25 protein-coding genes and 1 pseudogene are annotated in these 25,239 nt (G+C 72.5%); 7 read left to right on the forward strand and 19 right to left on the reverse strand.

Annotation, left to right across the window (positions count from 1 at the left end):
* Nucleotides 1–12 precede the first annotated feature (12 nt).
* Nucleotides 13–816, forward strand: coding sequence for an exodeoxyribonuclease III (locus ABC138_RS07870; protein WP_345913201.1), 804 nt, complete (start codon nt 13–15; stop codon nt 814–816).
* The gene (locus ABC138_RS07875; protein ID WP_345913202.1) at nt 813–1,691 is read left to right on the forward strand and encodes an alpha/beta hydrolase; all 879 of its coding nucleotides are present in this window, start codon (nt 813–815) and stop codon (nt 1,689–1,691) included. The genes ABC138_RS07870 and ABC138_RS07875 overlap by 4 nt, the downstream gene beginning before the upstream one ends.
* Here ABC138_RS07875 and ABC138_RS07880 read toward each other — a convergent pair.
* From ABC138_RS07880 to ABC138_RS07895, 4 genes are all read right to left on the reverse strand, one after another.
* Nucleotides 1,653–3,434 carry an MFS transporter gene (locus ABC138_RS07880; RefSeq protein WP_345913203.1) on the reverse strand — a complete coding sequence of 594 codons (1,782 nt, stop codon included), beginning with the start codon at nt 3,432–3,434 and terminating at the stop codon, nt 1,653–1,655. The genes ABC138_RS07875 and ABC138_RS07880 overlap by 39 nt on opposite strands.
* A 2-nt stretch (nt 3,435–3,436) precedes the next feature.
* Entirely contained in the window at nt 3,437–4,129 is a 693-nt protein-coding gene (locus ABC138_RS07885; RefSeq protein WP_082807715.1) for an LppX_LprAFG lipoprotein, read from the reverse strand.
* 53 nt (nt 4,130–4,182) lie between these two features.
* On the reverse strand, nt 4,183–5,052 hold the full coding sequence (locus ABC138_RS07890; protein WP_345913204.1) for an ATP-binding protein: 870 nt from the start codon (nt 5,050–5,052) through the stop codon (nt 4,183–4,185).
* Between the two features lie 411 nt (nt 5,053–5,463).
* Nucleotides 5,464–6,492: an NAD(P)/FAD-dependent oxidoreductase gene (locus tag ABC138_RS07895; RefSeq protein WP_345913205.1), complete on the reverse strand. Its 1,029-nt coding sequence runs from the start codon at nt 6,490–6,492 to the stop codon at nt 5,464–5,466.
* Nucleotides 6,493–6,540: 48 nt separating this feature from the next.
* Between ABC138_RS07895 and ABC138_RS07900 the strand changes: the two genes are divergently transcribed.
* Nucleotides 6,541–7,716 (forward strand): acyl-CoA dehydrogenase family protein, encoded by a 1,176-nt coding sequence (locus ABC138_RS07900; RefSeq protein ID WP_068328643.1) that lies wholly within the window; start codon nt 6,541–6,543, stop codon nt 7,714–7,716.
* A 3-nt stretch (nt 7,717–7,719) separates the two neighbouring features.
* On the forward strand, nt 7,720–8,808 hold the full coding sequence (locus ABC138_RS07905; protein WP_068328640.1) for an acyl-CoA dehydrogenase family protein: 1,089 nt from the start codon (nt 7,720–7,722) through the stop codon (nt 8,806–8,808).
* Between the two features lie 63 nt (nt 8,809–8,871).
* Here ABC138_RS07905 and clpB read toward each other — a convergent pair whose 3' ends face one another.
* The 8 genes and pseudogenes from clpB to ABC138_RS07945 all read right to left on the reverse strand — a co-directional run bounded on the left by clpB (nt 8,872) and on the right by ABC138_RS07945 (nt 16,931).
* Nucleotides 8,872–11,436, reverse strand: a complete 2,565-nt coding sequence (gene clpB, locus ABC138_RS07910) for an ATP-dependent chaperone ClpB (protein ID WP_345913206.1) — start codon at nt 11,434–11,436, stop codon at nt 8,872–8,874.
* A gap of 93 nt (nt 11,437–11,529) precedes the next feature.
* Nucleotides 11,530–12,261 carry an aldolase/citrate lyase family protein gene (locus tag ABC138_RS07915; RefSeq protein ID WP_345913207.1) on the reverse strand — a complete coding sequence of 244 codons (732 nt, stop codon included), beginning with the start codon at nt 12,259–12,261 and terminating at the stop codon, nt 11,530–11,532.
* Nucleotides 12,262–12,263: 2 nt separating this feature from the next.
* Nucleotides 12,264–13,265 (reverse strand): nitronate monooxygenase family protein, encoded by a 1,002-nt coding sequence (locus ABC138_RS07920; protein WP_303621118.1) that lies wholly within the window; start codon nt 13,263–13,265, stop codon nt 12,264–12,266.
* Between the two features lie 57 nt (nt 13,266–13,322).
* Nucleotides 13,323–14,135: an enoyl-CoA hydratase-related protein gene (locus tag ABC138_RS07925; RefSeq protein WP_345913210.1), complete on the reverse strand. Its 813-nt coding sequence runs from the start codon at nt 14,133–14,135 to the stop codon at nt 13,323–13,325.
* Nucleotides 14,132–14,755 carry a hypothetical protein gene (locus ABC138_RS07930; protein ID WP_345913211.1) on the reverse strand — a complete coding sequence of 208 codons (624 nt, stop codon included), beginning with the start codon at nt 14,753–14,755 and terminating at the stop codon, nt 14,132–14,134. Before ABC138_RS07930 ends, ABC138_RS07925 begins: the two co-directional genes overlap by 4 nt.
* A 50-nt stretch (nt 14,756–14,805) precedes the next feature.
* Nucleotides 14,806–14,964: pseudogene (locus ABC138_RS07935) on the reverse strand (LysR family transcriptional regulator); the annotation flags it as partial.
* 62 nt (nt 14,965–15,026) lie between these two features.
* Entirely contained in the window at nt 15,027–16,523 is a 1,497-nt protein-coding gene (locus ABC138_RS07940) for an LCP family protein (protein ID WP_345913212.1), read from the reverse strand.
* A 135-nt stretch (nt 16,524–16,658) separates the two neighbouring features.
* Nucleotides 16,659–16,931 carry a ribonuclease E inhibitor RraB gene (locus tag ABC138_RS07945; protein WP_068328589.1) on the reverse strand — a complete coding sequence of 91 codons (273 nt, stop codon included), beginning with the start codon at nt 16,929–16,931 and terminating at the stop codon, nt 16,659–16,661.
* Between the two features lie 62 nt (nt 16,932–16,993).
* On the opposite strand from ABC138_RS07945, the gene ABC138_RS07950 reads away from it, so the two are divergent.
* The gene (locus ABC138_RS07950; protein WP_345913213.1) at nt 16,994–17,458 is read left to right on the forward strand and encodes an SRPBCC family protein; all 465 of its coding nucleotides are present in this window, start codon (nt 16,994–16,996) and stop codon (nt 17,456–17,458) included.
* A gap of 46 nt (nt 17,459–17,504) precedes the next feature.
* Complete coding sequence (locus ABC138_RS07955) at nt 17,505–18,719, forward strand: cysteine desulfurase-like protein (protein ID WP_345913214.1); 1,215 nt, start codon at nt 17,505–17,507, stop codon at nt 18,717–18,719.
* Nucleotides 18,720–18,771: 52 nt separating this feature from the next.
* On the opposite strand, the gene ABC138_RS07960 is transcribed toward ABC138_RS07955, so the two are convergent.
* Complete coding sequence (locus ABC138_RS07960; RefSeq protein WP_068328580.1) at nt 18,772–19,338, reverse strand: maleylpyruvate isomerase family mycothiol-dependent enzyme; 567 nt, start codon at nt 19,336–19,338, stop codon at nt 18,772–18,774.
* A gap of 140 nt (nt 19,339–19,478) precedes the next feature.
* On the opposite strand from ABC138_RS07960, the gene ABC138_RS07965 reads away from it, so the two are divergent.
* On the forward strand, nt 19,479–20,318 hold the full coding sequence (locus ABC138_RS07965; protein WP_068328577.1) for an SGNH/GDSL hydrolase family protein: 840 nt from the start codon (nt 19,479–19,481) through the stop codon (nt 20,316–20,318).
* A gap of 7 nt (nt 20,319–20,325) precedes the next feature.
* Here ABC138_RS07965 and ABC138_RS07970 read toward each other — a convergent pair whose 3' ends face one another.
* From ABC138_RS07970 to dnaK, 6 genes are all read right to left on the reverse strand, one after another.
* Nucleotides 20,326–20,526, reverse strand: a complete 201-nt coding sequence (locus ABC138_RS07970) for a helix-turn-helix transcriptional regulator (protein WP_068328574.1) — start codon at nt 20,524–20,526, stop codon at nt 20,326–20,328.
* Nucleotides 20,526–20,954 carry a hypothetical protein gene (locus ABC138_RS07975; RefSeq protein ID WP_345913215.1) on the reverse strand — a complete coding sequence of 143 codons (429 nt, stop codon included), beginning with the start codon at nt 20,952–20,954 and terminating at the stop codon, nt 20,526–20,528. Before ABC138_RS07975 ends, ABC138_RS07970 begins: the two co-directional genes overlap by 1 nt.
* A 68-nt stretch (nt 20,955–21,022) precedes the next feature.
* The gene (locus tag ABC138_RS07980; protein ID WP_068328564.1) at nt 21,023–21,460 is read right to left on the reverse strand and encodes a helix-turn-helix transcriptional regulator; all 438 of its coding nucleotides are present in this window, start codon (nt 21,458–21,460) and stop codon (nt 21,023–21,025) included.
* 61 nt (nt 21,461–21,521) lie between these two features.
* Nucleotides 21,522–22,544, reverse strand: coding sequence for a DnaJ C-terminal domain-containing protein (locus ABC138_RS07985; protein WP_068328563.1), 1,023 nt, complete (start codon nt 22,542–22,544; stop codon nt 21,522–21,524).
* Between the two features lie 21 nt (nt 22,545–22,565).
* A complete protein-coding gene (gene grpE / locus ABC138_RS07990; RefSeq protein ID WP_068424116.1) occupies nt 22,566–23,207 on the reverse strand; it encodes a nucleotide exchange factor GrpE in 642 nt (213 codons plus the stop codon).
* Nucleotides 23,204–25,090 carry a molecular chaperone DnaK gene (gene dnaK, locus ABC138_RS07995; protein WP_345913218.1) on the reverse strand — a complete coding sequence of 629 codons (1,887 nt, stop codon included), beginning with the start codon at nt 25,088–25,090 and terminating at the stop codon, nt 23,204–23,206. Before dnaK ends, grpE begins: the two co-directional genes overlap by 4 nt.
* Nucleotides 25,091–25,239: the final 149 nt, after the last annotated feature.

Consider the following 25,239-nt stretch of genomic DNA (forward strand, 5'->3'; position numbering starts at 1 on the left):
TAGGGTGGCGCCGTGCGTATCGCGACCTGGAACGTCAACTCCATCCGCTCCCGCGTCGACCGCGTCGAGGCCTGGCTGCAGCGCAGCGACGTCGACGTGCTCGCCATCCAGGAGACCAAGGCCAGGGAGGAGCAGTTCCCCTTCGACCGCTTCACCGCCCTGGGCTACGAGGTCGCCCACCACGGCCTGAACCAGTGGAACGGCGTGGCGATCCTCTCCAGGGTCGGCCTGCAGGACGTCTCGATCGGGTTCGACGGTGACCCCGGGTTCGGCGATCCGCTCGCGCCCGAGGCGCGCTCGATCGGCGCGACGTGCGGGGGCGTGCGCGTGTGGTCGCTCTACGTCCCCAACGGTCGCACCCTCGACGACCCGCACATGGCCTACAAGCTCTCCTGGCTCGAGCAGCTGCGGCAGCGCGCGAGCGAGTGGAGCGCCGACGGGACCCCGACGGCGCTGTGCGGCGACTGGAACGTCGCGCCGCAGGACGAGGACGTGTGGTCGATGGCGTACTTCGCCGACAAGACCCACGTCTCGCCGCCGGAGCGGGCCGCCTTCAACGCCTTCCTCGAGTCCGGTTTCGTCGACGTCGTCCGCCCCCACACCCCCGGGCCGGGTACCTACACCTACTGGGACTACCAGCAGCTCGCCTTCCCCAAGAAGCGCGGCATGCGCATCGACTTCATCCTCGGGTCGCCGTCCTTCGCCGACCGCGTCACGGGCGCCTCGATCGACCGCGAGGAGCGCAAGGGCAAGGGCGCGAGCGACCACGCGCCGGTCATCGTCGGGCTCGACGGCGACCCGGGGAGCCCTGCGTGACCTCGACGGCCCGTCGCCTCACGGTCGCCGCCCCTGACGGGGCGCGCATCGCGGTCCTCGACCACCCGGCGGCCGGCGACCGTCCCGAGGGCCCGACGCTCGTCCTCGCCCACGGCTGGTGCTCGACGACCGAGGTGTGGGAACCGGTCGTCGCCGAGCTGCAGCGCCGGCGCCCCCACCTGAGGGTCATCACCTACGACCAGCCGGGCCACGGCCGGTCGACGCCGGGCCGGGACCGCCGCGTCTCCCTCCTGGACCTCGGGGTCACGCTGCGTGAGGTCATCGCGGAGACCGCGCCGGAGGGCGATGTCGTCCTCGGTGGCCACTCGATGGGCGGCATGACGATCATGGCGATGGCCCAGGTCGACCCCGAGCTGGTGCGCCGCCGCGTCCGTGGCGTCGCCCTGGTCGGCACCGCCGCGCACCTCGACCGGCGGGCGATCCGGGGCGAGGCCCTCGCCATGGGGCTGCTCGGCCGTCTGCCGGCCAAGGCCCGCGGGCTGCCCTCCACGGCGCGGCTCACGGCAGCCAACCTCTTCGGTCCGGACCCCGACCCGGTCGCCGTGCGGACGACGATGCGGATGACCACGCGCACCCGGGCCAATGTCGTCTCCGACTGGCACCGCGCGATCGGCGAGCTCGACTTCCGCAAGCACCTCGCCCCCTTCGCGGACGTGCGCACGGTCGTCGTGACGGGCGGGATGGACCGGCTCACCCCGGTCTCCGCCGGCCGGCGGCTGGCCGCCGGCATCCCGGGGGCCGACTTCTGGATGGTGCCGCGCACCGGCCACATGGTCCTGCTCGAGGTCCCTGCGGTGGTCGCCGACAAGATCGAGCTACTCCTCGACGCCGAACCCGCGCGCCAACGAGCCTGAGCCCTCGCGCCGCCGGATGCCGAGGAAGACGAAGGCGAGCAGCGCGCCCACCGCGGCGGCACCGGCGGCCCCGACGAAGACCGTGTGCACCTGCAGCAGCGCGGCGTCGAGCAGCGCCCGGCCGCTCGTCTGCTGCTCGCGCGGCAGCGCCTCGACGGCCGCGTAGTAGCGGTGCAGGCCGACACCGGTGAGCAGCGCGAGCCCGACGACCATCCCGACCATGCGGGCGACGACCACGAGGCTCGAGGCGGTGCCGTGGACGTCCTGGGGCGAGTCCGCGAGCGCGGCGTCGTTGACCGGCGCGAGCGCCATGCCGAGCCCGAGCCCGACGAGCGCGAGGGTGAGGGTCGAGGTGAGCTCGGCGAGCGACCCGCGCTCCCAGCCCGACATGAGCAGCAGCCCGACGGCGGCGAGGGTGAGCCCGACGCCGGCGGCCAGACCGTCGCCGACCCAGCGCAGCACCCACCCACCGAGGAGGGCGCCGACCGGGACGGCGACGAGGAACTTCACGAGCTCCATCGCCGCGTCGGTCTGCGAGCCCTCCGTCGTCAGGCGGGAGAAGAGCGGCACGTCGACGACGACCGCGACGAGGGCCACCCCCACGGCGAGCGAGACGAGCAGCGACCAGCCCGTGCGGCCGCGGACCGTGCCCCGCGGGACGAGCGGCGCTCCGGCCGTGCGGTGCCGGACGACGTAGAGCAGCACGGCGACGACCGCGACGGGCAGCAGCGCGTAGCCGAGCGGGCCGACGACCTCGCTCTCGGGGTCCGCCGAGCTGAAGGTGAGCACGACACTCCCGAGTGCCGTCCCGAGGAGCAGCGCGCCCGGGAGGTCGCTGTCGCGCAGCGGCGCCCACCAGAGGCGGGCGGTGCGGACGAGCAGGAGCACGGCGAGGGCCGCGGTCAGCGCACCGACCGGCGTGAGCACCCGGCGGTCGCCGACGAAGGGGACGAACGGCACCCCGAGGTAGACGTCCGTGGCGAGCACCGCGGGGGCCGCGAGCGTCAGCCAGAGCAGGCCGACGGTGACGACCCCGAGGACGACCGTCCCAGTACGCCTCCCCCGCTCCCTGCCCGCAGCCGGACTCCCCCGCTCCCTGAGGAGGCCGCCCGCAGCCGGACTCCCCCGCTCCCTGAGGAGGCCGCCCGCGGCCGTCTCGAAGGGCGCCACCCGGGTGATCGACGCGATCGCGACCCAGAGGACCAGGCCGAGCACGACGTTGAGCCAGAAGATCGCCCGCCAGTCCGCGACGGCGAGGACCGCTGCCCCGAGCAGGGGGCCGAGGACCGAGCCGAGCTCCTGGACCGCGCCGACGACGCCGAGCGGCATCCCCCGGCGTCCCGGCGGCCAGAGGTCCGCGACGAGCGCGAGGGTCGCTGGGACGAGGCCGCCTCCGCCGACGCCCTGGACGACGCGGCCGACGACGAGCACGTCGAGGTCGACCGCGAGCGCGGTGATGCCTGAGCCGACGACGAAGACGGCGAGGCAGCCGAGGAGGATCCGCGATCGGCTCACGACGTCGGCGAGGCGCCCGATGAGGGGCAGGACCGCGACGTAGCCGAGGAGGAAGCCCGAGATGATCGGTGCGGCGCGCTGGAGGTTGTCCAGGCCGAGGCCGACGCCGTTCATCATGTCGGTCAGCGCGAGGACGACGACGTAGGTGTCCGCGGCGGCGAGCGCGACCGCCGTCGAGGCGAGCGCGAGCAGGGCCCGGGGGCTGCGCCCGGGGACGTCGAGCGTCACGGTCAGGACGCGGGCTCGGAGATCTCGACGGCCTTGCCGTAGTCCTTGATCTTGAGCGTGAAGGTCGTCTCCTGCTCCTCGTAGAAGTTGCCGGTGATCTCCGCCGAGCGCAGCTCCCCGCTCTCGGGCTCGATGCCGTACGTGACGTCGAAGTCGTCGGCGCCCTCACCGAGCGCGAACAGTCGGTGGACGTCCTCGGCCGGGACCTTGCCGGTGTACTCCTGCAGGACGGTGTCGCCGGCGCGGGTGCGCTCCCCTTCGCTCGCGTCGGTCGTGCCGGCGAGGATCTGGTCGACGCCGCTGCCGGGGCGGAAGAACTCGGCCGGGTTGGGCGCGCCGAGGTCGGACATGTCGACCGGGTTGAAGTCCTTGGTGAAGAAGGACATCCACGTCTTGTCGTCGACGGCGATGATCTCGACGCCTGCGGAGTTGCCCCGGATGACCCCGGTGACCTCTCCCTGGAACTTGGGCGTGGTCGTGTCGACGATGCCCGAGCCGTCCGCCGCGGACACGCCGTCGCGCCCCTTGGGGATGGCGGACTGCTTGAGGTCGAAGCCGACCGCACCGGCGTCGACGAAGGCCGTGCGCGCCGTCTCGAGGGCCTCTGCGGGCGGGGCTGCGTCCTCGAAGGCCGAGCAGCCGGCCGGCAGTGCCAGGGCGAGGGGCACGGCGGCCACCAGGAGTCGTCGTCGCATGTCGGCCAACCTAACCGCTGCGGGCACCGGTCCCGGTGCGGACGTGACCCGGGTCAACGCACCTTGTTCTTGCGCATCCAGTCCCGCAGCTCGTCGTAGGCACCATCGACGTTGGCGAACTCCACGACATTGCGCGCGGACGTGAACCATGGCCCGGTGGAGGGGCGCACCTCCCCGAGCGAGCGCTTGAGGTCGGCCATGCCGATCCAGCGCATCGTCCCGGTGCGCGCGCCCTCCATGAGCGCGAACTCGGTGGCGGTCGCGCAGACGTGCGCGATGTCGGCGCCCGAGAGGCCCTGCGACCGGCGCGCGAGCCAGGCGACGTCGACGCCCTCGACGGGTCGGTCGGTGAGGTGGTGGCGGAAGATCGCGGCCCGCGCCTCCTCGTCGGGCGGGGCGACGAAGAGCGTGCGGTCGAGTCGGCCGGGGCGGCGCAGGGCCGCGTCGACGTCCCACGGCTGGTTGGTCGCGCCGACGACGAAGACGCCCTCGTTGTCGGCCTCGACCCCGTCCATCTCCATGAGCAGCTGGTTGACGACCGTGCGCAGGCCGCTGTTGTGCGTCGTCGCGCGCTTGGCGCCGATGGCGTCGAGCTCGTCGAGGAAGACGACCGTCGGCGCGTGCGAGCGGGCGAACTCGAAGATCTCCGAGACATTGCGCTCGGACCGGCCCGTGTACATGTCGAGGACGTCGCTGATCCCGACGTTGACGAAGCCGGCGCCGAGCTCGCCTGCCAGGGCGCGGCCGATGAAGGTCTTGCCGCAGCCGGGCGGACCGTAGAGCAGGATGCCGCCCTTGAGCGACGTGCCGTAGGCCTTGCGCAGCCCCGGATGGCGAAGGAGGGCGAGGAAGGCCGCGTCGAGCCGCGCCTTGACCTGCTGCATGCCCCCGACGTACATCGGCTGCGGGGAGATGTCGCCCATCTCCCCCTCGGCGGAGCTCCAGTCAAGGCCCTCGTGGGAGCGGTCAGGCGCGGCCGTGGTGGGCCCGGGTGAGGTGGGCCCTGGCGTGAGGGTCGCGGCCATCGAAGGGGGCCAGCCGCGACGGCGTCGCCGTGGTGGCCGAGTCGCGACAGGGCCATCGACGCGAGGAGGTGCAGGGTCGAGTCGTCAGGGTCGGCGACGAGCGCGTGGTTGGCCGCGTCGAGGGCCCACTGCGAGCGACCGGAGTCGAGGAGGGCGACGACGCGCAGGCGTTGCAGCTCGGCGTCGTCCGGGGCGCTCGCCAGGGCCTGCTCGACGTCCTGGAGCGCCGCGTCGTAGAGCCCTCGCGACAGGTGGAGGCGCACGCGCTCGCGCGCGACGTCCAGGTGGTCGTGGTCCACGCGCCAGAGACTAGGGCACGAGGCGCAGCGCTCGGTCGCGCACACCGCGGCCGCGGCGGCTCGTCGCCGCCCGGAGGGCGACGGTCGCGGTGAGCCGCAGGACCTGGCCGGAGGCGTGGCGGCGTCTGCTGTAGGCGAGGGGGGCTCCCTTCGTCCCCCGGCGGTGGATCTCCTCGGCGAGGACGACCGCGTCCCGGAGCGCCTCGTTGGCGCCGCGGCCGAGGTTGGGGCTCATCGCGTGCGCGGCGTCGCCGACGAGGACGAGGCCGTCGTCGACGATCGTGCGCATCGGCGGCGCGAGGAGCACCCGCTGGACGTCCGCGGCATCGCCGACGCGGGCCAGGACGTCGCGGACCGTGAGGTCCCAGTCACCGAAGTGGCCCCGCGCGGCGGCGACCGCCTCCGCCGGGTCGACGGTGACGCCCCGGTGGTCGGCGCGTACCGCGCAGAACCACGCAGCGCCCTGTGGGCCGGGCGTCGTCCCGAAGAGGCCGTCCGGCCCCCACCACTCCGTGGCGCTCGTCGTCGGCGGTCCGGGCAGGTGGCCGCGCAGCGCGATCCACTCCGTGACGACCGGCGCGCTGCCCTCGAAGGCCTGCTGCCGGCAGACCGAGCGCACCCCGTCGGCCCCGACGACGAGGTCGGCGCCGACCTCCGCGGCGAGCGCGCGCGGGTCGGTGACCTGCCGGGTCGTGCGCGTGACCGAAGGGGGGATCCCCGCCTCGAGCGCCGTCACGAGATCGCGGCGCGGGACGAACCACAACGGCAGGTCGCGGCGGGCGACGAGGGGGGCGCCGTCCGCCGAGCGGAGCGCGGCCCGCTCGACCGGCAGCGCGGTGCGCCGGACCGTCTCGCCGACCCCGAGGTCGTCGAGGGCCGATCGGCCGCCGCGCCACAGGGCGAGGACGGTGCCGTGCCCGGCCCGCTCGGGGCGTTCCTCGACGAGAGTGACATGCACCCGGCGCGGGTCGAGGGCCGCGGCGAGCGCGAGGCCGGCGATGCCGCCCCCGACGACGAGGACGTGATGGCGTGGTCGCACGGGTCCACCCTGCCAGCAACCGGAGGTCGTCCCGACTAGCCTGACCCCATGCATCGACGCCTCTCAGCCGACGACTCGGCCTTCCAGCAACGGCTGCGTGAGTACTTCACGACGACCTTCCCCCAGGATCTCCGCGACAAGGTCGGGGCGGGCGAGAAACTTGGACCAGAGGACATCCGACGCAGTCAGGCAGCCCTCGCCGAGGCGGGTCTCGCCACGCCCGGGTGGCCGACGGAGTGGGGCGGTCAGGACTGGACCGCGTTGCAGAAGCACATCTGGAACACCGAGCTGCAGGCAGCGGGTGTCCCGCCGCCGCTCCCCTTCAACGCGTCGATGGTGGGGCCGGTCATCGCGACCTTCGGGTCCCAGGAGCTCAAGCAGAGGTTCCTCCCCAAGACGGCCACCGCCGAGATCTGGTGGTGCCAGGGGTTCTCCGAGCCGGGTGCCGGGTCGGACCTCGCGTCCTTGCGCACGACCGCTGTGCGCGACGGTGACGTGTACGTCGTCAACGGCCAGAAGACCTGGACGACCCTCGCGCAGCACGCCGACTGGATGTTCGCCCTCGTCCGCACCGACCCCGCGGCACCCAAGAAGCAGGCCGGGATCTCCTTCCTGCTGCTCGACATGCGCAGCGAGGGGGTGACGGTCCGGCCGATCCGCACGCTCGACGGGGGCCAAGAGGTCAACGAGGTCTTCTTCGACAACGTCCGCGTACCGGCCGACCAGCTCGTCGGCGAGGAGAACAAGGGCTGGGACTACGCGAAGTTCCTGCTGGGCAACGAGCGCGTGGGCGTCGCCAACACCGGGCTCGTCAAGCGCTGGCTCGTCGAGCTCAAGGAGCACGCTCGACAGGTGCGCCTCGGCGACGGCACCCTCCTCGACGACCCGGGCACGGCCGCGCGATTCGCCGACCTCGAGTCGCGGCTCATGGCGCTCGAGCTGACCGTCGTGCGGGTCTCGGGCACCTCGGAGGACGGCCGGCCCAACCCGGCGTCCTCGATCCTCAAGCTGTGCGGCTCCCAGCTCCAGCAGGAGGTCCTCGAGCTGGCGGTGGACATCAGCGGCCCGATGGGCCTGGTCTGGGACGAGCTCGACTCCGTGCCGGCCTGGGCCGCGCGCAGCGTCCCCACCTACCTCAACTACCGCAAGGCGACGATCTACGGCGGATCCAGCGAGGTCCAGCGCGGCATCGTGGCCGCGACCATCCTCGGACTGAAGGGCTGACCCATGGACTTCACCCCCACCGACGAGCAACGTGCCCTGGCCGATGCCGTCCGCGGCGTGCTGCGCCGCCACGGCTCCCCTGCGGCCGAGCGCGGCGACTCCGCCGCCCCTGCTCACCATGACGAGACCGTCTGGTCGGGTCTGGTCGAGACAGGCGTGCCGGCTCTGCTCTGGTCCGAGGAGGACGGAGGGGTAGGCGCCGGTTTCGCCGACCTCGCCGCCGCCGCCACCGAGGTCGGCCGGTCCCGAGTGCAGGTACCGCTCGCCGAGACGGTCGTCGCCGGGTCGCTCGTCCGCTCCCTCGCCACCGACGAGGTCCGCCGCGAGGTCCTCGCCGGCCTGTCGTCAGGAGAGGTCCTGGCGGTTCCCGCGCTCGCCGAGCCGATGCGCGCGTGGTCCCCCGTCCCGACCGACGTCACCGCGACCGGCGCCGACGGTGCGTGGACCCTCACCGGCACCAAGTCGCCCGTGCGCTACGCCCCGTCCGCGACCCACCTGGTCGTCACGGCAGCCACGGACGCGGGGACCGGGGTCTTCCTCGTGTCGACCACGGGTGCGACCACGCAGGAGGTCGTGCTCGACGCCACCCCTGCGACCCTGCTCGGGCAGGGGCCGGCCGCCGACACCGCGCTCCGTGAGGCGCTCGCCTCCGGCCACACGGTCCTGTGCGCCGAGGCGATCGGCGCCATGGACGAAGCCCTGCGCCTCACGACGGAGTACCTGCGCACCCGGACCCAGTTCGGCCGCAGCCTCGCCAGCTTCCAGACCCTGACCCACCGGGCCGCCGACATGTACGCCGAGCTGGAGCTGGCCCGCAGCGCGACGCTCTACGCCGCGATGGTGGTCGACGAGTCACCCCTCGACGTCGACACCGTCCTGCGCGCCCTGGTCGTCGTGGACAGGGCAGCCCGGCTCGTCGGCCAGGAGGCCATCCAGATGCACGGAGGCATCGGGGTCACCGCTGAGCACCCGGTCGGGCACCTGACCTCCCGGCTGACGATGATCACCCGCACGTGGGGTGACCGGCGAGCACACCTCGCGGACCTGTCCGAGCGCATCGCCGACCACGCCGGCGTCGACGTCCTCGCGTGAGCCACGAGGGCCCACGGACTCCTGGTCCGTGGGCCCTCGTCGACCGTGCCGGCGGTTCGGCCCTCAGCGAAGGGAGAGCCGCCCCCCTTCGTCATCGACGTCCACGACGACGGTCGAGCCGTCGCGCACGTCACCGGCGAGCAGGGCGGTGGCCAGCCGGTCACCGATCTCCTTCTGCACCAGGCGACGCAGCGGTCGGGCGCCGTAGGCGGGGTCGTACCCGGTCTCGGCGAGCCACTCGCGCGCGGCCAGGGTGACCTCGAGCCCGATCCGCCGGTCGGCCAGGCGGGTGGTGAGCTCACGCACCTGCAGCTCGACGATGTGGCCGAGCTCGTCACGGGTCAGCGCGTCGAAGATGACGATCTCGTCGAGCCGGTTGAGGAACTCCGGCTTGAAGGACTGCCGCACGAGGCCCATGACCGACTCGCGTCGCGCCTCCTGCTCGATGAGCGGGTCCGTGAGGAACTGGCTGCCGAGGTTGGAGGTCATCACGAGGATGACGTTGCGGAAGTCCACCGTGCGCCCCTGGCCGTCGGTCAGGCGGCCGTCGTCGAGCACCTGCAGCAGGATGTCGAAGGTCTCGGGGTGCGCCTTCTCCACCTCGTCGAGGAGCACGACGGAGTACGGACGGCGCCGCACGGCCTCGGTGAGCTGGCCGCCCTCCTCGTACCCGACGTAGCCGGGAGGCGCACCGATGAGGCGCGCGACCGCGTGCCGCTCGGCGTACTCCGACATGTCGATGCGCACCATCGCACGCTCGTCGTCGAAGAGGAAGTCCGCGAGCGACTTGGCCAGCTCCGTCTTGCCGACACCGGTCGGGCCGAGGAAGAGGAAGGAGCCGGTCGGCCGGTTCGGGTCGGCGATGCCGGCCCGCGAGCGGCGCACCGCGTCGGAGACGGCCCGCACGGCCGCGGTCTGGCCGATGAGGCGTGAGCCGATGATCGACTCCATGCTCAGCAGCTTCTCCGTCTCGCCCTGGAGCAGGCGCCCGGCCGGGATGCCGGTCCACGCGGAGATGACCTCGGCGATGTCGTCGGCCCCGACGCGCTCCTTGACCATGAGGTCGTCGTCGCGGTTGGCCTCGGCCTCGCTGGCCTGCGCGAGCTCGGCCTCCAGCGCGGGGATGTCGCCGTACATCAGGCGCGACGCCCCCTCGTAGTCACCCTCGCGCTGCAGCCGGTCGGCCTGGGTGCGCAGGTCGTCGAGCCGCGCCTTGAGGTCACCGACGGCGTTGAGGCCGGTCTTCTCCGCCTCCCACCGCGCGGTGAGCCCGGCGAGCTCCTCGCTCTTGTCGGCGAGGTCCTGGCGCAGCCGCTCCAGGCGCTCCTTCGACGCGTCGTCGCTCTCCCGGGCGAGGTGCAGCTCCTCCATCTTCAGCCGGTCGACGGCGCGGGAGAGCTCGTCGATCTCGACCGGGCTGGAGTCGATCTCCATGCGCAGCCGCGAGGCCGCCTCGTCGACGAGGTCGATCGCCTTGTCGGGCAGCTGCCGACCGCTGATGTACCGGTCGGACAGGGCCGCGGCCGCGACGAGCGCGGTGTCCTCGATCTCGACCTTGTGGTGGGCCTCGTAGCGCTCCTTGAGGCCGCGCAGGATCGCGACGGTGTCCTCGACGCTCGGCTCGCCGACGAAGACCTGCTGGAAGCGTCGCTCCAGCGCCGGGTCCTTCTCGATGTGCTCACGGAACTCGTCGAGCGTCGTCGCGCCGACCAGCCGCAGCTCGCCGCGGGCGAGCATCGGCTTGAGCATGTTGCCCGCGTCCATCGCGCCCTCGCCGGTGGCGCCGGCGCCGACGACCGTGTGCAGCTCGTCGATGAAGGTGATGATCTGCCCGTCGCTGCTCTTGATCTCCTCGAGCACCGCCTTGAGCCGCTCCTCGAACTCACCCCGGTACTTCGCACCCGCGACCATGGCCGCGAGGTCGAGGCTGACGAGCCGCTTGTCCCTCAGCGACTCGGGCACGTCGCCGTCGACGATGCGCTGGGCCAGGCCCTCGACGACGGCGGTCTTGCCGACGCCGGGCTCGCCGATGAGCACGGGGTTGTTCTTCGTCCGACGAGAGAGCACCTGGACGACGCGGCGGATCTCGGCGTCGCGACCGATGACCGGGTCGAGCTTGCCGTCACGGGCGACCTGGGTGAGGTCGGTGCCGTACTGCTCGAGCGACTCGCCACCCTCGCTCGGGGTCTCGGAGGTGACCTTGCGTCCACCGCGCAGCTCGTCGATCTTCGCCTCCATGTCGGCGGCACCGCGCTTCTCGACCGCCGCGAGGTGGCCGCCCTCGGCGAGCGCGAGGAGGAGCAGGTCGAGGGCGAGGTGGGTGTCCCCCTTCGCCCGCATGAGGGTGTCGGCCTGCTGCAGGACGGCCAGCGCCTCCCGGCCGAGCGAAGGGGAGGCCGCGGCACCGCTCGTGGTCGGCAGCGCCGCCACGGCCCGGTCGGCCTGGCCCAGGACGTGGGCGGCGCCGGTCCCGGCGGCCTGCAGGAGGGTGTCGCACTGCGGGGTGTCGAGGCGCACGAGGGCGCTCACGAGGTGGGCGGGGGTGATCTCCGGGTGCCCCTCGGTCTGCGCGGCGCGCTGCGCGAGGGCGATCGCCTCGGCCACCTTGGCGGTCGGCTTGAGCTCCATGGGTCTCCTTCACGGCTGGTGGGGGTCTCTGCTGGGAGCAACCTCTCCAGAGTTGAGTCTATTCCGCTCAACTCTCTGCCGTGAAGGGCCGGGTCAGGGTCGGCCGCGCCCGGCCGCCCCGAGGACCCGGCGGGCCCGGTCGACGACCGGCTTGTCGACCATCGTGCCGTCGAGCGCCACCGCCCCGGAGGTCGCGGACTCCCAGGCCTCGACGACCCGCTGCGCCCACGCCACCTCCTGCGCCGAGGGGGCGAGTGCCGCCGCCACGACGGGCACCTGCCGCGGGTGGATGCACAGCTTCGCGGCGTACCCACCGCGGAGCGCGTCGCGCGTGTCCGCCTCGATCGCCGCGGCGTCGTCGATGGCGCCGCTCACCCCGTCGACCGGCGCGGGCAGACCGGCCGCCGCGGCGGCCACGACGAGCTGGGTGCGCAGCGAGCGCAGCGTGTCGCGGTCGTCCGGGTGGAGCCCCAGCTCCGTCGCGAGGTCGAAGTTGCCGAAGGCCAGGCGCACGACGCCCGGCACCGCCGCGGTCGCAGCTGCGGCGAGCACCCCCGCGGCGGTCTCGACCAGCGCGAGCACGCCGGCGTCCGGACGCTCCCGGCGCAGGCGGGCGACGAGCTCGGACACCACGGACGGGTCCTGCGCCTTGGGCAGCAGCACCACGTCGACGTGCGGCGCGAGCGCCGCGACGTCGTCCTCGAGGTCGACGACGACCACGTCCGCACCGGAGTCCACCGCTTTGGCGAACCGCTCCGGGCGGTCTCCGGGCACGAAGAGCATGGTCTGCGCGGCCGCGACCTCGGCGACCCGGGAGGCTGCCACGATCAGACCCCCGCCGGCTCGGTCACGAGGAGCCCGGACAGCCGCTCGGCGATCACCCCGGCGGCGTCGTCGACGATGCGATCGACGAGCTCCGCCACGGTCGGGACGTCCGTGACGAGTGCCTGGACGAGGCCGACGCTCCAGATGCCCGCGTCGAGGTCACCGGTCTCGTACACGCCTCGGCCGCGGGCGCCGGCCACGAGCTCGCGCACGTCGGCGAAGTCGGCCCCCGCCTCCAGTCGCGCGACGACCTCGCGGCTCACGGCGTTGCTCGCCACCCGGGAGGTGTTGCGCAGCTGGCGGAGGATCAGCTCTGTGGCGTGCTCGTCACCGGCGACGACCGCCTGCTTGACGTTGTCGTGCACCGGCGCCTCGACCGTCGCCATGAACCGCGTGCCCATGTTGATGCCGTCGGCGCCCAGGGCGAGGGCCGCAGCCAGACCCCGCCCGTCGCCGAAGCCTCCGGAGGCGATGAAGGGGATCGTCAGCGCGTCGGCCGCCCGCGGGATGAGCACGAGACCGGGCACGTCGTCCTCGCCGGGGTGCCCCGCGCACTCGAAGCCGTCGATGCTCACCGCGTCCACCCCGAGCGCCTGCGCCTTGAGCGCGTGCCGGACCGTCGTGCACTTGTGCACGATCTTCACTCCGTGCGGCTGCAATGCCTCGACGTGCTCGGCCGGCAGGTTGCCCGCCGTCTCGACGATGCGCACGCCGCCCTCGACGATCGCCTGCCGGTACTCGTCGTACGGCGGTGGGGTGATCGTCGGCAGGATCGTCAGGTTGACGCCGAAGGGCCGGTCGGTCATCTCCCGCGTGCGGGCGATCTCCGCCGCGAGGGCCTCCGGCGTCGGCTGGGTGAGGGCGGTGAGCATGCCGAGGGCGCCGGCCTCGGCGACGGCCGCGACGAGCTCGGCCCGGCCGACCCACTGCATGCCGCCCTGGACGACGGGGTGGTCGATGCCGAAGAGCTCGGTGAATCGGGTCCGGATGCGGGTCGAGGTCACTGCGTGCTCCTGGGGGTGGGGACGAAGGGGGATCGGTCGGGTGAGCGGTCGGGGGGCCTACAGGCGCCAGCGGCCCTCGAAGACCGGCTCGGTCTTGTCGAGGAAGGCCTGCTTGGCGACCGGCCCGTCGGTGCCCTGGTTGACGACCTGGGCGACGGCCTCGCGCTCCAGCGCCTCGCGCAGGGACGAGCCGCTGCCGGCGTGCAGCATCTCCTTGGTCTGGGCGAGGGCGATCGGTGGGCCTGCGGCCAGCCCGGCGGCGAGATCCTCGACGAACTCGTCGATCTCGTCGGGCTCCTTCAGCCAGGTGACCAGGCCGAGCCGCTCCGCCTCCGGCCCCTCGATGATCTCACCGGTCAGGGCCAGTCGCTTGGCCTGCTGGATCCCGACGATGCGGGGCAGCAGCCAGGTGCCACCGAAGTCGACCGACAGCCCGCGCTTGGCGAAGATCTGCGAGAAGCGTGAGCGCGGGGTCGCGACGACGAGGTCGCAGCCGAGGGCGAGGTTGCAGCCAGCGCCGACCGCGACCCCGTCGATCCTGGCGACGACCGGCTTGGGCAGCTCGTAGAGCGTGGCCGCGATGTCACCCAGCGCACGCATCCGGGTGAGGGCGTGGCGGGGGTCGGGCGGTCCGCCGAGGTCGGAGCCGGCGCACAGGTCGCCACCGGTGCCGCACAGGACGACGGCCCGGACCTCCGGGTCGACGCGCACGGCCTCGACGACCTCCCCGAGGAGCTCCCAGGAGGCGGTCGTCACGGCGTTCTTGCGACGGGGGCGGTTGATGGTGATCGTGGCGACGCCGTCGGCGACGTCGAGGAGCACCTCGGGCTCGATGACGTCCGGGAGCGGCTCGCTGGTCTGCGCGGTCATCGGGTACCTCCGTCGGTCGTCCGGGACAGGGTCGCACTCGCGGTGGTGCGCCCGTGGACGTCGAGCACGCGCACCGCGTCGTCGACGGACCCGGCCTCGTCGGCTCCCTCCTCGTCGACTCCTGCCGGGGCAGCGGTCACCGTCTGGGTGCCCACGAGGGGCGCCACGAGGCGGTAGTCGAAGACGCGGCCGAGCAGCCCGGCGCCCTGCCGACGCACGAGCTCACCCATGAGCAGTGCCTGGAGCGGGCCGTGGACGACGAGGCCCTCGTACCCCTCGACGGCGCACCAGCCAAGGTCGTAGTGGATGCGGTGCGCGTTGTACGTCAGCGCGGAGAAGCGCATGAGCGCGACCTCGTCGGCGCGGAACCGCAAGGTGGGACCCGCCACCGGCGCGGGCTGCGCGTCGAGGGTCCCGACGGGTACCTCCAGGGCGGAGCCGGCGGCGCGGTAGACGATGTCGTTGTCCTCGACGACCGCCACCTCGTCGGCCTGGCTCACCTCGGTGCGCACGGAGACGAACCGCAGTGTGCCGGAACGACCCTCGACCTCGCGCGAGCCGGTCACCCAGGTGCGGCGCGTCGCCTGCTCACCCATCCGCAGGGGACGAAGGGAGTGCACCCGGCCTCCCGCGAACATCCGCTTGGTGCCCGGCCCGGGCGGCGACGGCACCTCGTCGTGCGGTCGAAGAGGGCGCTGCCGAGGCTGCGCTCGAGCTGCTTGATCGTCCGGCTCAGCGGCGGCTGGGCCATGTGGAGACGCTGGGCCGCGCGACCGAAGTGCAGCTCCTCGGCGACCGCGAGGAAGGCCCGGACGTGGTGAAGCTCCATGCCTCATCCTCCCATCCCACCCGGAGCGGCACCGCCGGTGACGGGGCCCGGCGGCTCGGTACTCAGCAGGTCGAGGTGATGTCGCTCAGCTCGTCACCGGTGGAGGTGCTCGACGAGGGCGTCGGGGTGGTCGTCGTGGACGACGGGGTCGCCGACGGCTTCTTCTTCCCGGGCGTGGCCTCCGGCGGGTCGACCGCCTTCTGGACCATCTGGTGGATCTTCACGTAGTCCGGGTGGTTGACGTCGATGTTCTGGTTGGTGAGCGGCAGCGACTTGATCGAGCCCCCCTCCTGGATGCGCAGGACGAGCTCGGCCCAGGCCGAGAGGTCCTGCTGCGGGATGTCGACCTTGACGTTGTCGCGCAGGGTCTTGGCCAGCGCCGGGTAGCGCACGAGCATCGAGGTCGGGTTGACCTGGTTGAGCAGCGCACCCACCATGCAGCGCTGGCGCCGCATCCGGGAGAAGTCACCGTCGGCGGACTCCGCGCGGGAGCGCGAGTACCACAGGGCCCGGTAGCCGTCGAGGCGCTGGATGCCCGGCTCGATGTAGCCCGTCGTGCCCACGACGTTGCCACCGGGATCGAGGTGGCAGCCGATGCACACCCGCTCCTTGACGTCGATCTCGACGCCGCCCATCGCGTCGACGAGCTGGGTGAAGCCCTCGAGGTTGATGACGGTCGTGTAGTCGATGTCGAGCCCGAGGACCTGCGAGGCCGCGTCCTTGGTCACCGTCAGCCCCGGGTTGGGGTCACCCGGGAAGAGCGCGGCGTTGTCGCGGCCCAGGGTCCAGACGTACTCCATGAGGCACTCGTCGCCGCAGTTGAACCCCTCCGGGTACTGCTTCGACAGCGGGTTGTCCGGGGAGAAGGGGATGTTCTGCAGGTTGCGGGGGATGCCGAAGAGGACGGTCTCACCTGTCTGGGTGTCCACGCTCGCGACCATGACCGAGTCCGGACGGATGCCGTCGCGGTCCTGGCCGGCGTCGGACCCGACGAGCATGATGTTGACCCGCTCGGTGCCGGCCCACGGGTCCTCGCCCTCGACGGGAGCGGCCGCGCCGTCCGGGCGGAACTTCTCGAAGACCGTGCCGATGACGGAGCGCTGGATGACGGCGTACCGGACCGACTGCGCGGCCGGCGCGAAGACCAGGATCGAGGCGAACGCGGCGAAGACGACCATCGCCACCTTGGATCGCCCCCGCGTGCCCTCCGGCAGGTTGTCGCGAGCGGTGGTGATGATCCCCCAGATCCACACGAGAGCGCCGACGACGACGAGCGGGATGAGCACCATCAGGGCGCGACGGCTCACCCCGACGCTGATGACCGAGGAGGTCACCCCCTTCGTCAGCATCCAGCCGAGCGCGGCCAGGAGGGCGATGACGAAGCCGGTGAGGATCGCGATGCCGGTGCGCCGCCGGGTGCGGATCAGGCCGAGGCCGGGGACGAGCGTGCTCGCGGCCGTCAGCGTGTAGTACCTGCGGGTCTGCAGCGCCTTGCGCCGCGAGATGCGGGCGCGTTCCCCCAGGGCACGGCTGGGCCCGGTCTCGCTCTCAGGTACCAACTGGTCCTACCTCCGACGTCCGGGACCCGTGGACGAGCGGGAGCCATCCGTGGGGAGTTCTTCATCGTATCGTGACACGGGGGTGGCCCACGGACGCAAACTCGGCCCGCGACGAGCCCCCTCACGCAGGTCGGGTCACGCGCCGGTCGCCGGCTCCGGGTCGTACCACCCGTCGAACTCCTCGGCCAGCGCCGCGAAGCGCTCGCGCAGCCCGTGGGCCACAGCGCCACCGTCGTCGCCGACCATCTCCTCGCGCACGTGCACGGCCCACTCGTGGTCCTCGCCGTCGTCCTCACCCGCGAGGGCCTCGCGGACGACGCGGACCTCGGTGAAACCCTCGTCACGCAGGTCGTCGGCGATGCGCTCGGCGTCGTCACGGTCGGGGAAGACCATCAGGTGCTCGGACATGGCTCCAGCCTGACACGCCGCAGGGGTGGACACCGACCGGCTTCGCGTGGTGTCGTCGAGGCATGGCACAGGAGCAGAGGATCACCGTCCAGCGCACCATCGACGCGCCCGCCAAGGACGTCTTCGAGGTGCTGACCAACCCCGAGCGGCACGCAGAGCTCGACGGGTCCGGCTTCGTCCGGTCGGACGAGAAGACCGACCGGATCCAGGCCGTCGGCGACGTGTTCCGGATGAACATGTCCGGGGACCACATGGGTGGCGACTACCAGACCGACAACCACGTCACCGCCTTCGACCCGAACAAGATGGTCGGCTGGAAGACCGCCCCCGCCGGCACCGAGCCGCCCGGCTGGGAGTGGCTGTGGGAGCTGGAGCCGCAGGGTCCCGACAGCACGCTCGTGACGCACACCTACGACTGGAGCGCCGTGACCGACAAGGCGCTCCTCGACAAGGTGGGCTTCCCGCTCGTCGAGGAGGGGCAGCTCGAGGAGACCCTGGGTCGGCTCGCGGCGGCTGTGAGCAGCTGAGCGGACCACCCTGTCGCGCGGCGGCGCCGACCTGCATGATCGACCCATGCCCCTCGACGTCGCCGCGCTGCGCACCGCGTTCCCGTCCCTCACCTCGGGGATCGCTCACTTCGACGGACCGGGCGGGACGCAGACGCCCGCCGTCGTCGGCGAGGCGATCGTCCGCACGCTCACCGGACCGCTGTCCAACCGCGGCACGTCCGTGCTCAGCGAGCAGCGCGCCGAGGAGTCCGTCGCGGCCTTCCGCGGCGCGATGGCCGACCTGCTCGGCGCCGACCCCCGCGGCATCGTGCACGGCCGGAGCGCGACGCAGCTGACCTTCGACATCGCCCGGACGATGGCGAAGGGGTGGGGCCCGGATGACGAGGTCGTCGTCACCGAGCTCGACCACGACTGCAACGTCCGGCCCTGGGTCGTCGCGGCCGAGTCCGTCGGTGCGACCGTCCGCTGGCTACGGCTGGACCCCACGACGGCCGAGCTGGACCTCTCCACGCTCGACGTCATCTCCGAGCGCACCCGCGTCGTGGCGGTGACCGGGGCGAGCAACCTGCTCGGCACCCGTCCGCCGGTCGCCGCGATCGCCGAGCGGGCCCACGCCGCAGGCGCGCTCGTCCACGTCGACGGGGTGCACCTGACCGCGCACGCCGCCGTGGACGTCGCCGCGCTCGGCGCCGACCTCTACGTCTGCTCGCCGTACAAGTTCTTCGGCCCGCACGGCGCCGCCCTCGCCGCCTCGCCCGACCTCCTCGAGACGCTGCGCCCCGACAAGCTGCTGCCGTCGAGCGACGCGGTGCCCGAGCGCTTCGAGCTCGGGACCCTGCCCTACGAGCAGCTGGCCGGTGCGAGCGCGGCCGTGGACTTCATCGCCGACCTGGTGCCGGAGGGCCCGTCACGACGTGAGCGGCTCGTCGCGGCGCACTCGCTCGTCCATCAGCACGAGAGCGGGCTGCGGGCCCGGGTCGAGTCCGGGCTCGCCAACCTCGGCGACCGGGTCGTGCTGCACTCGCGGGCTGCGGACCGGACGCCGACGCTCTTCATGACCTTCCCCGGTCGGGACGCCCGCCGCGTCGCTGCCGCCCTCGCCGACCGGGACGTGCTCGCGCCGGCCGGGACCTTCTACGCGTACGAGACCTTCCGCACGCTCGGCCTCGACGTGGACTGCGGCCTGCGCGTCGGCGTCGCGCCCTACACCGACGACGCGGACGTCGACCGGCTCCTCGACGGCCTGGCCCACGCCCTGTCCTCCCCGACACTCGGGTGATGGCCGCAATCGGGCGCCGGTAGCGGCCATCGCCCGAGTCTCGACGGGGCGGTCAGCGGGGGTCGCGGCCGGTGTCGGCCAGGACCCGGTCCTGGCGGGAGGCGTCCGGGCCCACCTCGACGGCCGGGCCGCACACGCCCTCGCCGCGGATCTGCTCGCCGAACCCCTCGATCGCGCGCTCGACCTCGTCGAGCTCGCGGTCGGTGAGGACGACGTCGACACCCGCGGCACGGCCGATGTCCCAACGGTGGACGAGCAGGTCGAAACCGTAGAACTGGTCGAAGGCGCCGCCCACGGTGCTCGTGCCGAAGGGCGTCTCGTAGGGCCGCTCGGCGAAGGTCGAGTCGGCGAGCTGGCGCGCCACGGCCTCGGCGTGCGTGCGCCACGCGGTCGGCGCCCCGAGTGCCTCGACGGTCGGGGCCGGGTCGGGCAGGTCGGCGCCGGCCTTGAGCATGAAGTCCCGCTGCGTGTCGATGAGGTGCTGCAGGACGTCGAGCCCGCTCCAGCCCTCGCAGGGGCTCGCCCCGGCGATGGCCTGCGGGTCGAGCGAGTCGACGAGACGCATGAGCGGGGTGTTCTTGCGGTCGAAGACCGACGCGGCATCACGAGGCAGGGGCATGCGGACAGCCTGCCAGCCCCCCGTGACGACCGCCACGGTCTCCCCCCTTCGACCTGCGGATGAACGTCGGGCGGCGAGATGGCGAAGGGAGCGCTCGGCACCTTGATCCGGGCCGGCCGCCCGGCGAGCATGGCCCCGTCATGAGCGGACTCTTCGTCGCGGTCGGCGACTCCTTCACCGAGGGCGTGGGCGATCCGCACCTGCACTACCCCAACCAGGTCCGCGGGTGGGCCGACCGGCTGGCCCGCCAGCTCGGCCGGGCGGACCCGACGTGGCGATACGCCAACCTCGCAGTCCGCAGCAAGTTCCTCCACCAGGTCGTCGCGCACCAGCTCGAGCCGGCCCTCGCGATGGACCCGACCCACATCTCCTTCGCCGCGGGCGGCAACGACCTGCTGTCGCTGCGCACCGACCTGGACTCACTCGCGCTGCGCTACGAGGCCGCCCTGCTGCGGCTCGTCGGCTCCGGGGCCGAGGTCATCGTCTTCACGACCTTCGAGCCGCGGGCCTCGCGCCTGCTCGAGCCGCTCGTGCGGCGGGCGCGCGGCTTCAACGCCGCGATCCGGGACCTCGCCAGCACGCACGGCGCGACCCTCGTCGACCACACGCTCATGCGTGAGTACGACCACCCCTCGCTCTGGGCGCTCGACCGCATCCACATGTCGCGGCACGGGCACAAGCGGATGGCGGCGGCGGTCGCCCACCAGCTCGGCCTGCCGCACACGCTCAAGCTGCGCGACCTCGTCCCGCACGAGCCGACCGGCTGGCGGCACGTCGTGGGCACGGAGGCAAGGTTCGTCCGCGAGGAGGTCGTCCCGCTCGTGCAGCGGCGCCTGCGGCGGGAGTACGAAGGGGACACCACGCGCGCGAAGTGGCCCGAGCCGATCCACCCCGCCGACGGCATGAAGCGCCTCGCCGCGGAGCAGGCCGCCGTCGAGCGCCGGCTGCGCGCCTGGGGTGAGGTGCTCGACCGGGTGTGAGACCCCGTCACTCGCCGACGTCGGGCCGGAAGATCTCCTCGATCGTGCACCCGAAGGTCTCCGCGAGGCGGAAGGCGAGCGGCAGGCTGGGGTCGAAGCGACCGCGCTCGATGGAGATGACGGTCTGCCGGGAGACGCCCAGCTCCTGCGCCAGGCGCGCCTGGGACCAGCCGAGCTGCGCCCGGCGCGCGGCCAGGTCGTTGTCCATCAGGACTCGCGGCGCGAGATGACCGCGTAGCGCCGGGTCGCGTCGACGCCGGCCGCCACGACGACCGCGAGCAGGACCAGCCCGCCGGGGAGGTCCATGTCGAGGACCGAGGTCAGCGTGAGGGCGACGCCTGCAGCGAGGACCAGGTCGACGAAGGCACCCGAGCACGCGCGCTCGACCCATCGCGCCTCGACGCTGTCCTCGACGTGCGGGTCGGGCTGGACGGTGTGGCCCGAGACGAAGACCAGCCAGCCCAGGGCGATCGCCGGGCCGAGCGTGCACGCGGCGAAGACGACGGCCACGGGCCAGAACTCGTCGGCGCGCACCCACCCCGCCACGGCTCCGGCGACGGCTGCGACGAGGAGCGCGAGCGCCCCTGCCCTCACGTACGCGCCCGTCGGTGCCGTCGGCCTCGTCGTCGTGGTCATGTTCTCCCCCTGAGAGTCAAGCGTGCTTTACAGGGGACAGTACAGCACGCTTGACAGCACGAAGGGAGTCAGCGCCGGCCGCGTGGCTCCCAGACGACGAGCGCCTGACCACCCGTGCGCGGGCTGGGCCGCTGCCCGTGGCGCAGGGCCACGATCTCCCCCTGCGAGCCGACGGCGAAGAAGCGCCGCCCGCGGCCGAGGGCCTCGCGGGCGGCGCCGAGCTCCTCGTCGAGCTCCGCGACCCGGGCACGCAGCGCCTCGACCTGGTGCTCGAGGTCGAAGATGCGCTGGATCGCCGCGAGCGAGACGCCCTCCTCCTGGGAGAGGCGCTGCACCTCGCGCACCCGGGTGACGTCGGCGGCGCTGTAGCGTCGGCCGCCACCCCGGGTGCGCGAGGGCGTGACGAGCCCGATCCGGTCGTACTGGCGCAGCGTCTGCGCGTGCATGCCGGCGAGCTCGGCGGCAACGGAGATGGCGTAGACGGGCGTGCGGTCGTCACCACTCATGGCGGATCCGTGCAATGTGCCCACCTCCCTTCGTCATCGGTGCGTCACCAGTGCGTCGCGGTCAGGCGCTCGCGGCGGCGAACAGCGCGGCACGCGGGTCATCGGTGCGGGCATCGCGCAGGACCTCGACCGCCTCGCGCTCGGCCTCGCTGAGCTCGGTCGGCACGATGATCTGGACCTTGGCGAGCAGATCGCCGGTGGCCTTCTTCGTCGCGATGCCGCGTCCCTTGAGCCGCAGGACGCGGCCGCTCGGGGTCCCCGGCGCGATCCTGACCTTGACCTGCGACCCGTCGAGGGTCGGCACGGCGACCGTGGCACCGAGGGCGGCCTCGGCGAAGGTCACCGGCAGGTCGAGGGTCAGGTTGTCGCCGTCGCGGCCGTAGACCGGGTGCTTGCCCACCGACACGGTGAGGATGAGGTCACCGCGGGGCCCGCCCTGGTCGCCGTGACCTCCCTTGCCGCGCAGGCGGATCTTCTGGCCGTCCTTGACGCCGGCAGGGATCCTGGCGTTGACCTTCTCGCCGTTGACGGTCAGGGCGATGGTGCGCCCCTCGACCGCGTCGCGGAAGGACAGCTCGGTGCGGGCGGTGAGGTCCTGGCCCTTGACCGGGCCCCGCGGGGCGCGGAAGCCCGCGCCCTGCTCGCCGAAGCCGGCGCCGCCGCCCCCGCCGAACATCGACAGGATGTCCTCGAGGTCGGGCTCGCCCGCCCCACCCCCGGCGAAGGGGGAGCCGCCGCCGGTGCTGTAACGCACCCGCGAGCCGCCCCCTCCCCCGCCGAAGGCGGAGAAGATGTCCTCGAAGCCTGCGCCCCCACCCGGGCCACCGGCGGTGAATCGCGCACCGCCGCCGGCCATCGAGCGGATGGCGTCGTACTCACGACGCTGCTCCGGGTCGGAGAGCACGGCGTGCGCCTCGCCGACGTCCTTGAACTTCTGCTCGGCGGCGTCGTCCCCGGCATTGCGGTCGGGGTGGTACTGCTTGGCGAGCTTGCGGTAGGCCTTCTTGATCTCGGCGGTATCAGCGTCCTTGGCGACACCCAGGACCGCGTAGAAGTCCTTGTCCAACCAGTCCTGACTGGCCATGTCTCCTCCTCTCGGTGGTGGTTACTGCGGGTCGGCGACCGCGACGCGGGCGGCGCGCAGGACGCGCTCGCCGGCGCGGTAGCCGGGCTGGAGCACGGTGACGACCGTCGTGGCCGTCGCGTCGCTCGGCAGCTCCGGGTCGGAGGCGTCCCACGCGCCGTGCATGAGGGCCTCGTGCACGTTGGGGTCGAAGGCCTCGCCCTTGACGCCCACGCGCTCCAGACCCTGCTTGGTGAGGACCTGCTCGAGCTTGTCGGCGATCGCGCGGAAGGGGGAGCCCTCCGGCAGGTCGCCGTGCTGCTCGGCGAGGTGGATCTCGTCGAGGACCGGCAGGAGCGACTCGAGCAGGTCGTGGACGGCGCGCTCCTTGTGCACCGGGAGGTCCCGGTCGACGCGACGCTTGTAGTTGACGTACTCGGCCTGGAGGCGCAGGTAGTCGTCCTGGAGCTGGTCGGCGCGGGCCGTGTCGGGGTGGACCTCGGCGTCTCCGGTGGCCTCCCCTTCGCCCGGGGCGGTGGCCCCGTCGGCCGGGGTGGCCGACTTGGGCGCAGCGTCGGCCGCGTCCTCGTCGACCACCTCGGCCTCGACGACCTGCTCCTCGGCCTCCGGGTTCGCCGCGTCGGCGGTCACCTCGGGCTCGATCGGCTGGTTGGGGTCGGTCACTTCTGCTCCTCGTCGTCGTCGACGACCTCGGCGTCGACGATGTCGTCGTCACCCTCGGGAGCGGGCTGCTCGGCGCCGGCGTCGCCGCCGGGGGCCGCGCCCTCGCCCTGCTCCGCGGAGGCCGCGTAGAGGGCGGCGCCCATCTTCTGCGACTCCTCGTTGAGGGTGTCGACCTTCTTGGCCAGCTCCTCGACGCTCACGCCGGACTCCGGCTTGAGGGCCTCCTTGAGGTCGGCGAGCGCGTCGTCGACGGGCTTGCGCTGCTCGTCGGTCAGCTTGTCGCCGGACTCGCCGAGGAACTTCTCGGTGGAGTAGACGAGGTTCTCGCCGTTGTTGCGGGCCTCGGTCTCCTCGCGACGCTTCTTGTCCTCGTCGGCGTGCGCCTCGGCCTCCTTGACCATGCGCTCGATCTCCTCCTTCGACAGCGCGGAGCCGCCGGAGATGGTGATCTTCTGCTCCTGGCCGGTGCCGCGGTCCTTGGCGGTGACGTGCACGATGCCGTTGGCGTCGATGTCGAAGGTGACCTCGACCTGCGGCACGCCGCGCGGCGCCGGCGCGATGCCGGAGAGCTCGAAGGTGCCGAGGTTCTTGTTCTGCTGGGCGATCTCGCGCTCACCCTGGAAGACCTGGATGAGGACGGAGGGCTGGTTGTCCTCCGCGGTGGAGAAGACCTCGGAGCGCTTCGTCGGGATGGCGGTGTTGCGCTCGATGAGCTTGGTGAAGAGCCCGCCCTTGGTCTCGATGCCGAGCGAGAGCGGCGTGACGTCGATGAGCAGGACGTCCTTGCGCTCGCCCTTGAGGACACCGGCCTGCAGAGCCGCGCCGAGCGCGACGACCTCGTCCGGGTTGACGCCCTTGTTCGGCTCCTTGCCACCCGTGAGCTCCTTGACGAGCGAGCTGACGGCCGGCATGCGGGTGGAGCCACCGACGAGGACGACGTGGTCGATGTCGGAGAGCTGGACGCCCGCGTCCTTGATGACGTTCTGGAAGGGGGCCTTGGTCCGGTCGAGCAGGTCCTTGGTCATCTGCTCGAAGTTCGCGCGGGAGAGCGACTCGTCGAGGTGGATGGGGCCGTTCTCGCCCATGGACAGGTACTGCAGGTTGATCGAGGTGTTCGACGAGGAGGACAGCTCCTTCTTCGCCTGCTCCGCGGCGTCGCGCAGACGCTGCATGGCGATCTTGTCGCCGGAGAGGTCGACGCCGGTGTTGTTCTTCACCTGCGTGAGGAGGTGCTTGACGATGCGCTCGTCCCAGTCGTCGCCACCGAGCTGGTTGTCACCGGAGGTCGCGCGGACCTGGATGGTGGAGAAGCCGTCCTCCGGGTCCTTGCCGACCTCGAGGAGGGAGACGTCGAAGGTGCCACCGCCGAGGTCGAAGACGAGGATGAGCTCGTCCTCCTTGCCCTTGTCGAGGCCGTAGGCCAGTGCCGCGGCGGTGGGCTCGTTGACGATGCGCAGGACGTTCAGGCCCGCGATCTCGCCGGCCTCCTTGGTGGCCTGGCGCTCGGCGTCGTCGAAGTAGGCGGGGACGGTGATGACCGCGTCGGTCACGTCCTCACCGAGGTAGGACTCGGCGTCGCGCTTGAGCTTCTGCAGCGTGCGGGCGCTGATCTCCTGCGAGGTGTACTTCTTGCCGTCGATGTCGTCCGTCGTCCAGTCGGTGCCCATGTGGCGCTTGACGGAGCGGAGGGTGCGGTCGGCGTTGGTGACCGCCTGACGCTTGGCGACCTCACCGACGAGGACCTCGCCGCCCTTGGTGAAGGCGACGACGGACGGCGTGGTGCGACCACCCTCGGCGTTCGCGATGATCGTGGGCTCGCCACCCTCGAGGACGGCGACGGCAGAGTTGGTGGTTCCGAGGTCGATGCCAACGGCACGGGCCATGGGGGCGCTCCTTTGTTCGGGTGGTCGAGGTGGTCTCCCCGACGCAAGTTGAGTTGCTGCTGCTCAACCTAGGAGCCGGTCCGCGACCTGCGCAAATCCGGCGCCCAAAAGTTGAGTTCACCTCGCTCAACTACGGACGAAGGGGGTTC

It is taken from the genome of Janibacter sp. LM (assembly GCF_039631275.1).
GTDB lineage: Bacteria > Actinomycetota > Actinomycetes > Actinomycetales > Dermatophilaceae > Janibacter > Janibacter terrae.

Bases quoted from the DNA above. Each gene is read 5' to 3' on its own strand.
- ABC138_RS07885 (WP_082807715.1), bottom strand. From the start codon at position 4,129: ATGCGACGACGACTCCTGGTGGCCGCCGTGCCCCTCGCCCTGGCACTG.
- ABC138_RS07890 (WP_345913204.1), bottom strand. From the start codon at position 5,052: ATGGGCGACATCTCCCCGCAGCCGATGTACGTCGGGGGCATGCAGCAG.
- ABC138_RS07900 (WP_068328643.1), top strand. From the start codon at position 6,541: ATGCATCGACGCCTCTCAGCCGACGACTCGGCCTTCCAGCAACGGCTG.
- ABC138_RS07905 (WP_068328640.1), top strand. From the start codon at position 7,720: ATGGACTTCACCCCCACCGACGAGCAACGTGCCCTGGCCGATGCCGTC.
- clpB (WP_345913206.1), bottom strand. From the start codon at position 11,436: ATGGAGCTCAAGCCGACCGCCAAGGTGGCCGAGGCGATCGCCCTCGCG.
- ABC138_RS07925 (WP_345913210.1), bottom strand. From the start codon at position 14,135: ATGACCGCGCAGACCAGCGAGCCGCTCCCGGACGTCATCGAGCCCGAG.
- ABC138_RS07945 (WP_068328589.1), bottom strand. From the start codon at position 16,931: ATGTCCGAGCACCTGATGGTCTTCCCCGACCGTGACGACGCCGAGCGC.
- ABC138_RS07950 (WP_345913213.1), top strand. From the start codon at position 16,994: ATGGCACAGGAGCAGAGGATCACCGTCCAGCGCACCATCGACGCGCCC.
- ABC138_RS07955 (WP_345913214.1), top strand. From the start codon at position 17,505: ATGCCCCTCGACGTCGCCGCGCTGCGCACCGCGTTCCCGTCCCTCACC.
- ABC138_RS07960 (WP_068328580.1), bottom strand. From the start codon at position 19,338: ATGCCCCTGCCTCGTGATGCCGCGTCGGTCTTCGACCGCAAGAACACC.
- ABC138_RS07965 (WP_068328577.1), top strand. From the start codon at position 19,479: ATGAGCGGACTCTTCGTCGCGGTCGGCGACTCCTTCACCGAGGGCGTG.
- ABC138_RS07970 (WP_068328574.1), bottom strand. From the start codon at position 20,526: ATGGACAACGACCTGGCCGCGCGCCGGGCGCAGCTCGGCTGGTCCCAG.
- ABC138_RS07975 (WP_345913215.1), bottom strand. From the start codon at position 20,954: ATGACCACGACGACGAGGCCGACGGCACCGACGGGCGCGTACGTGAGG.
- ABC138_RS07980 (WP_068328564.1), bottom strand. From the start codon at position 21,460: ATGAGTGGTGACGACCGCACGCCCGTCTACGCCATCTCCGTTGCCGCC.
- ABC138_RS07985 (WP_068328563.1), bottom strand. From the start codon at position 22,544: ATGGCCAGTCAGGACTGGTTGGACAAGGACTTCTACGCGGTCCTGGGT.
- dnaK (WP_345913218.1), bottom strand. From the start codon at position 25,090: ATGGCCCGTGCCGTTGGCATCGACCTCGGAACCACCAACTCTGCCGTC.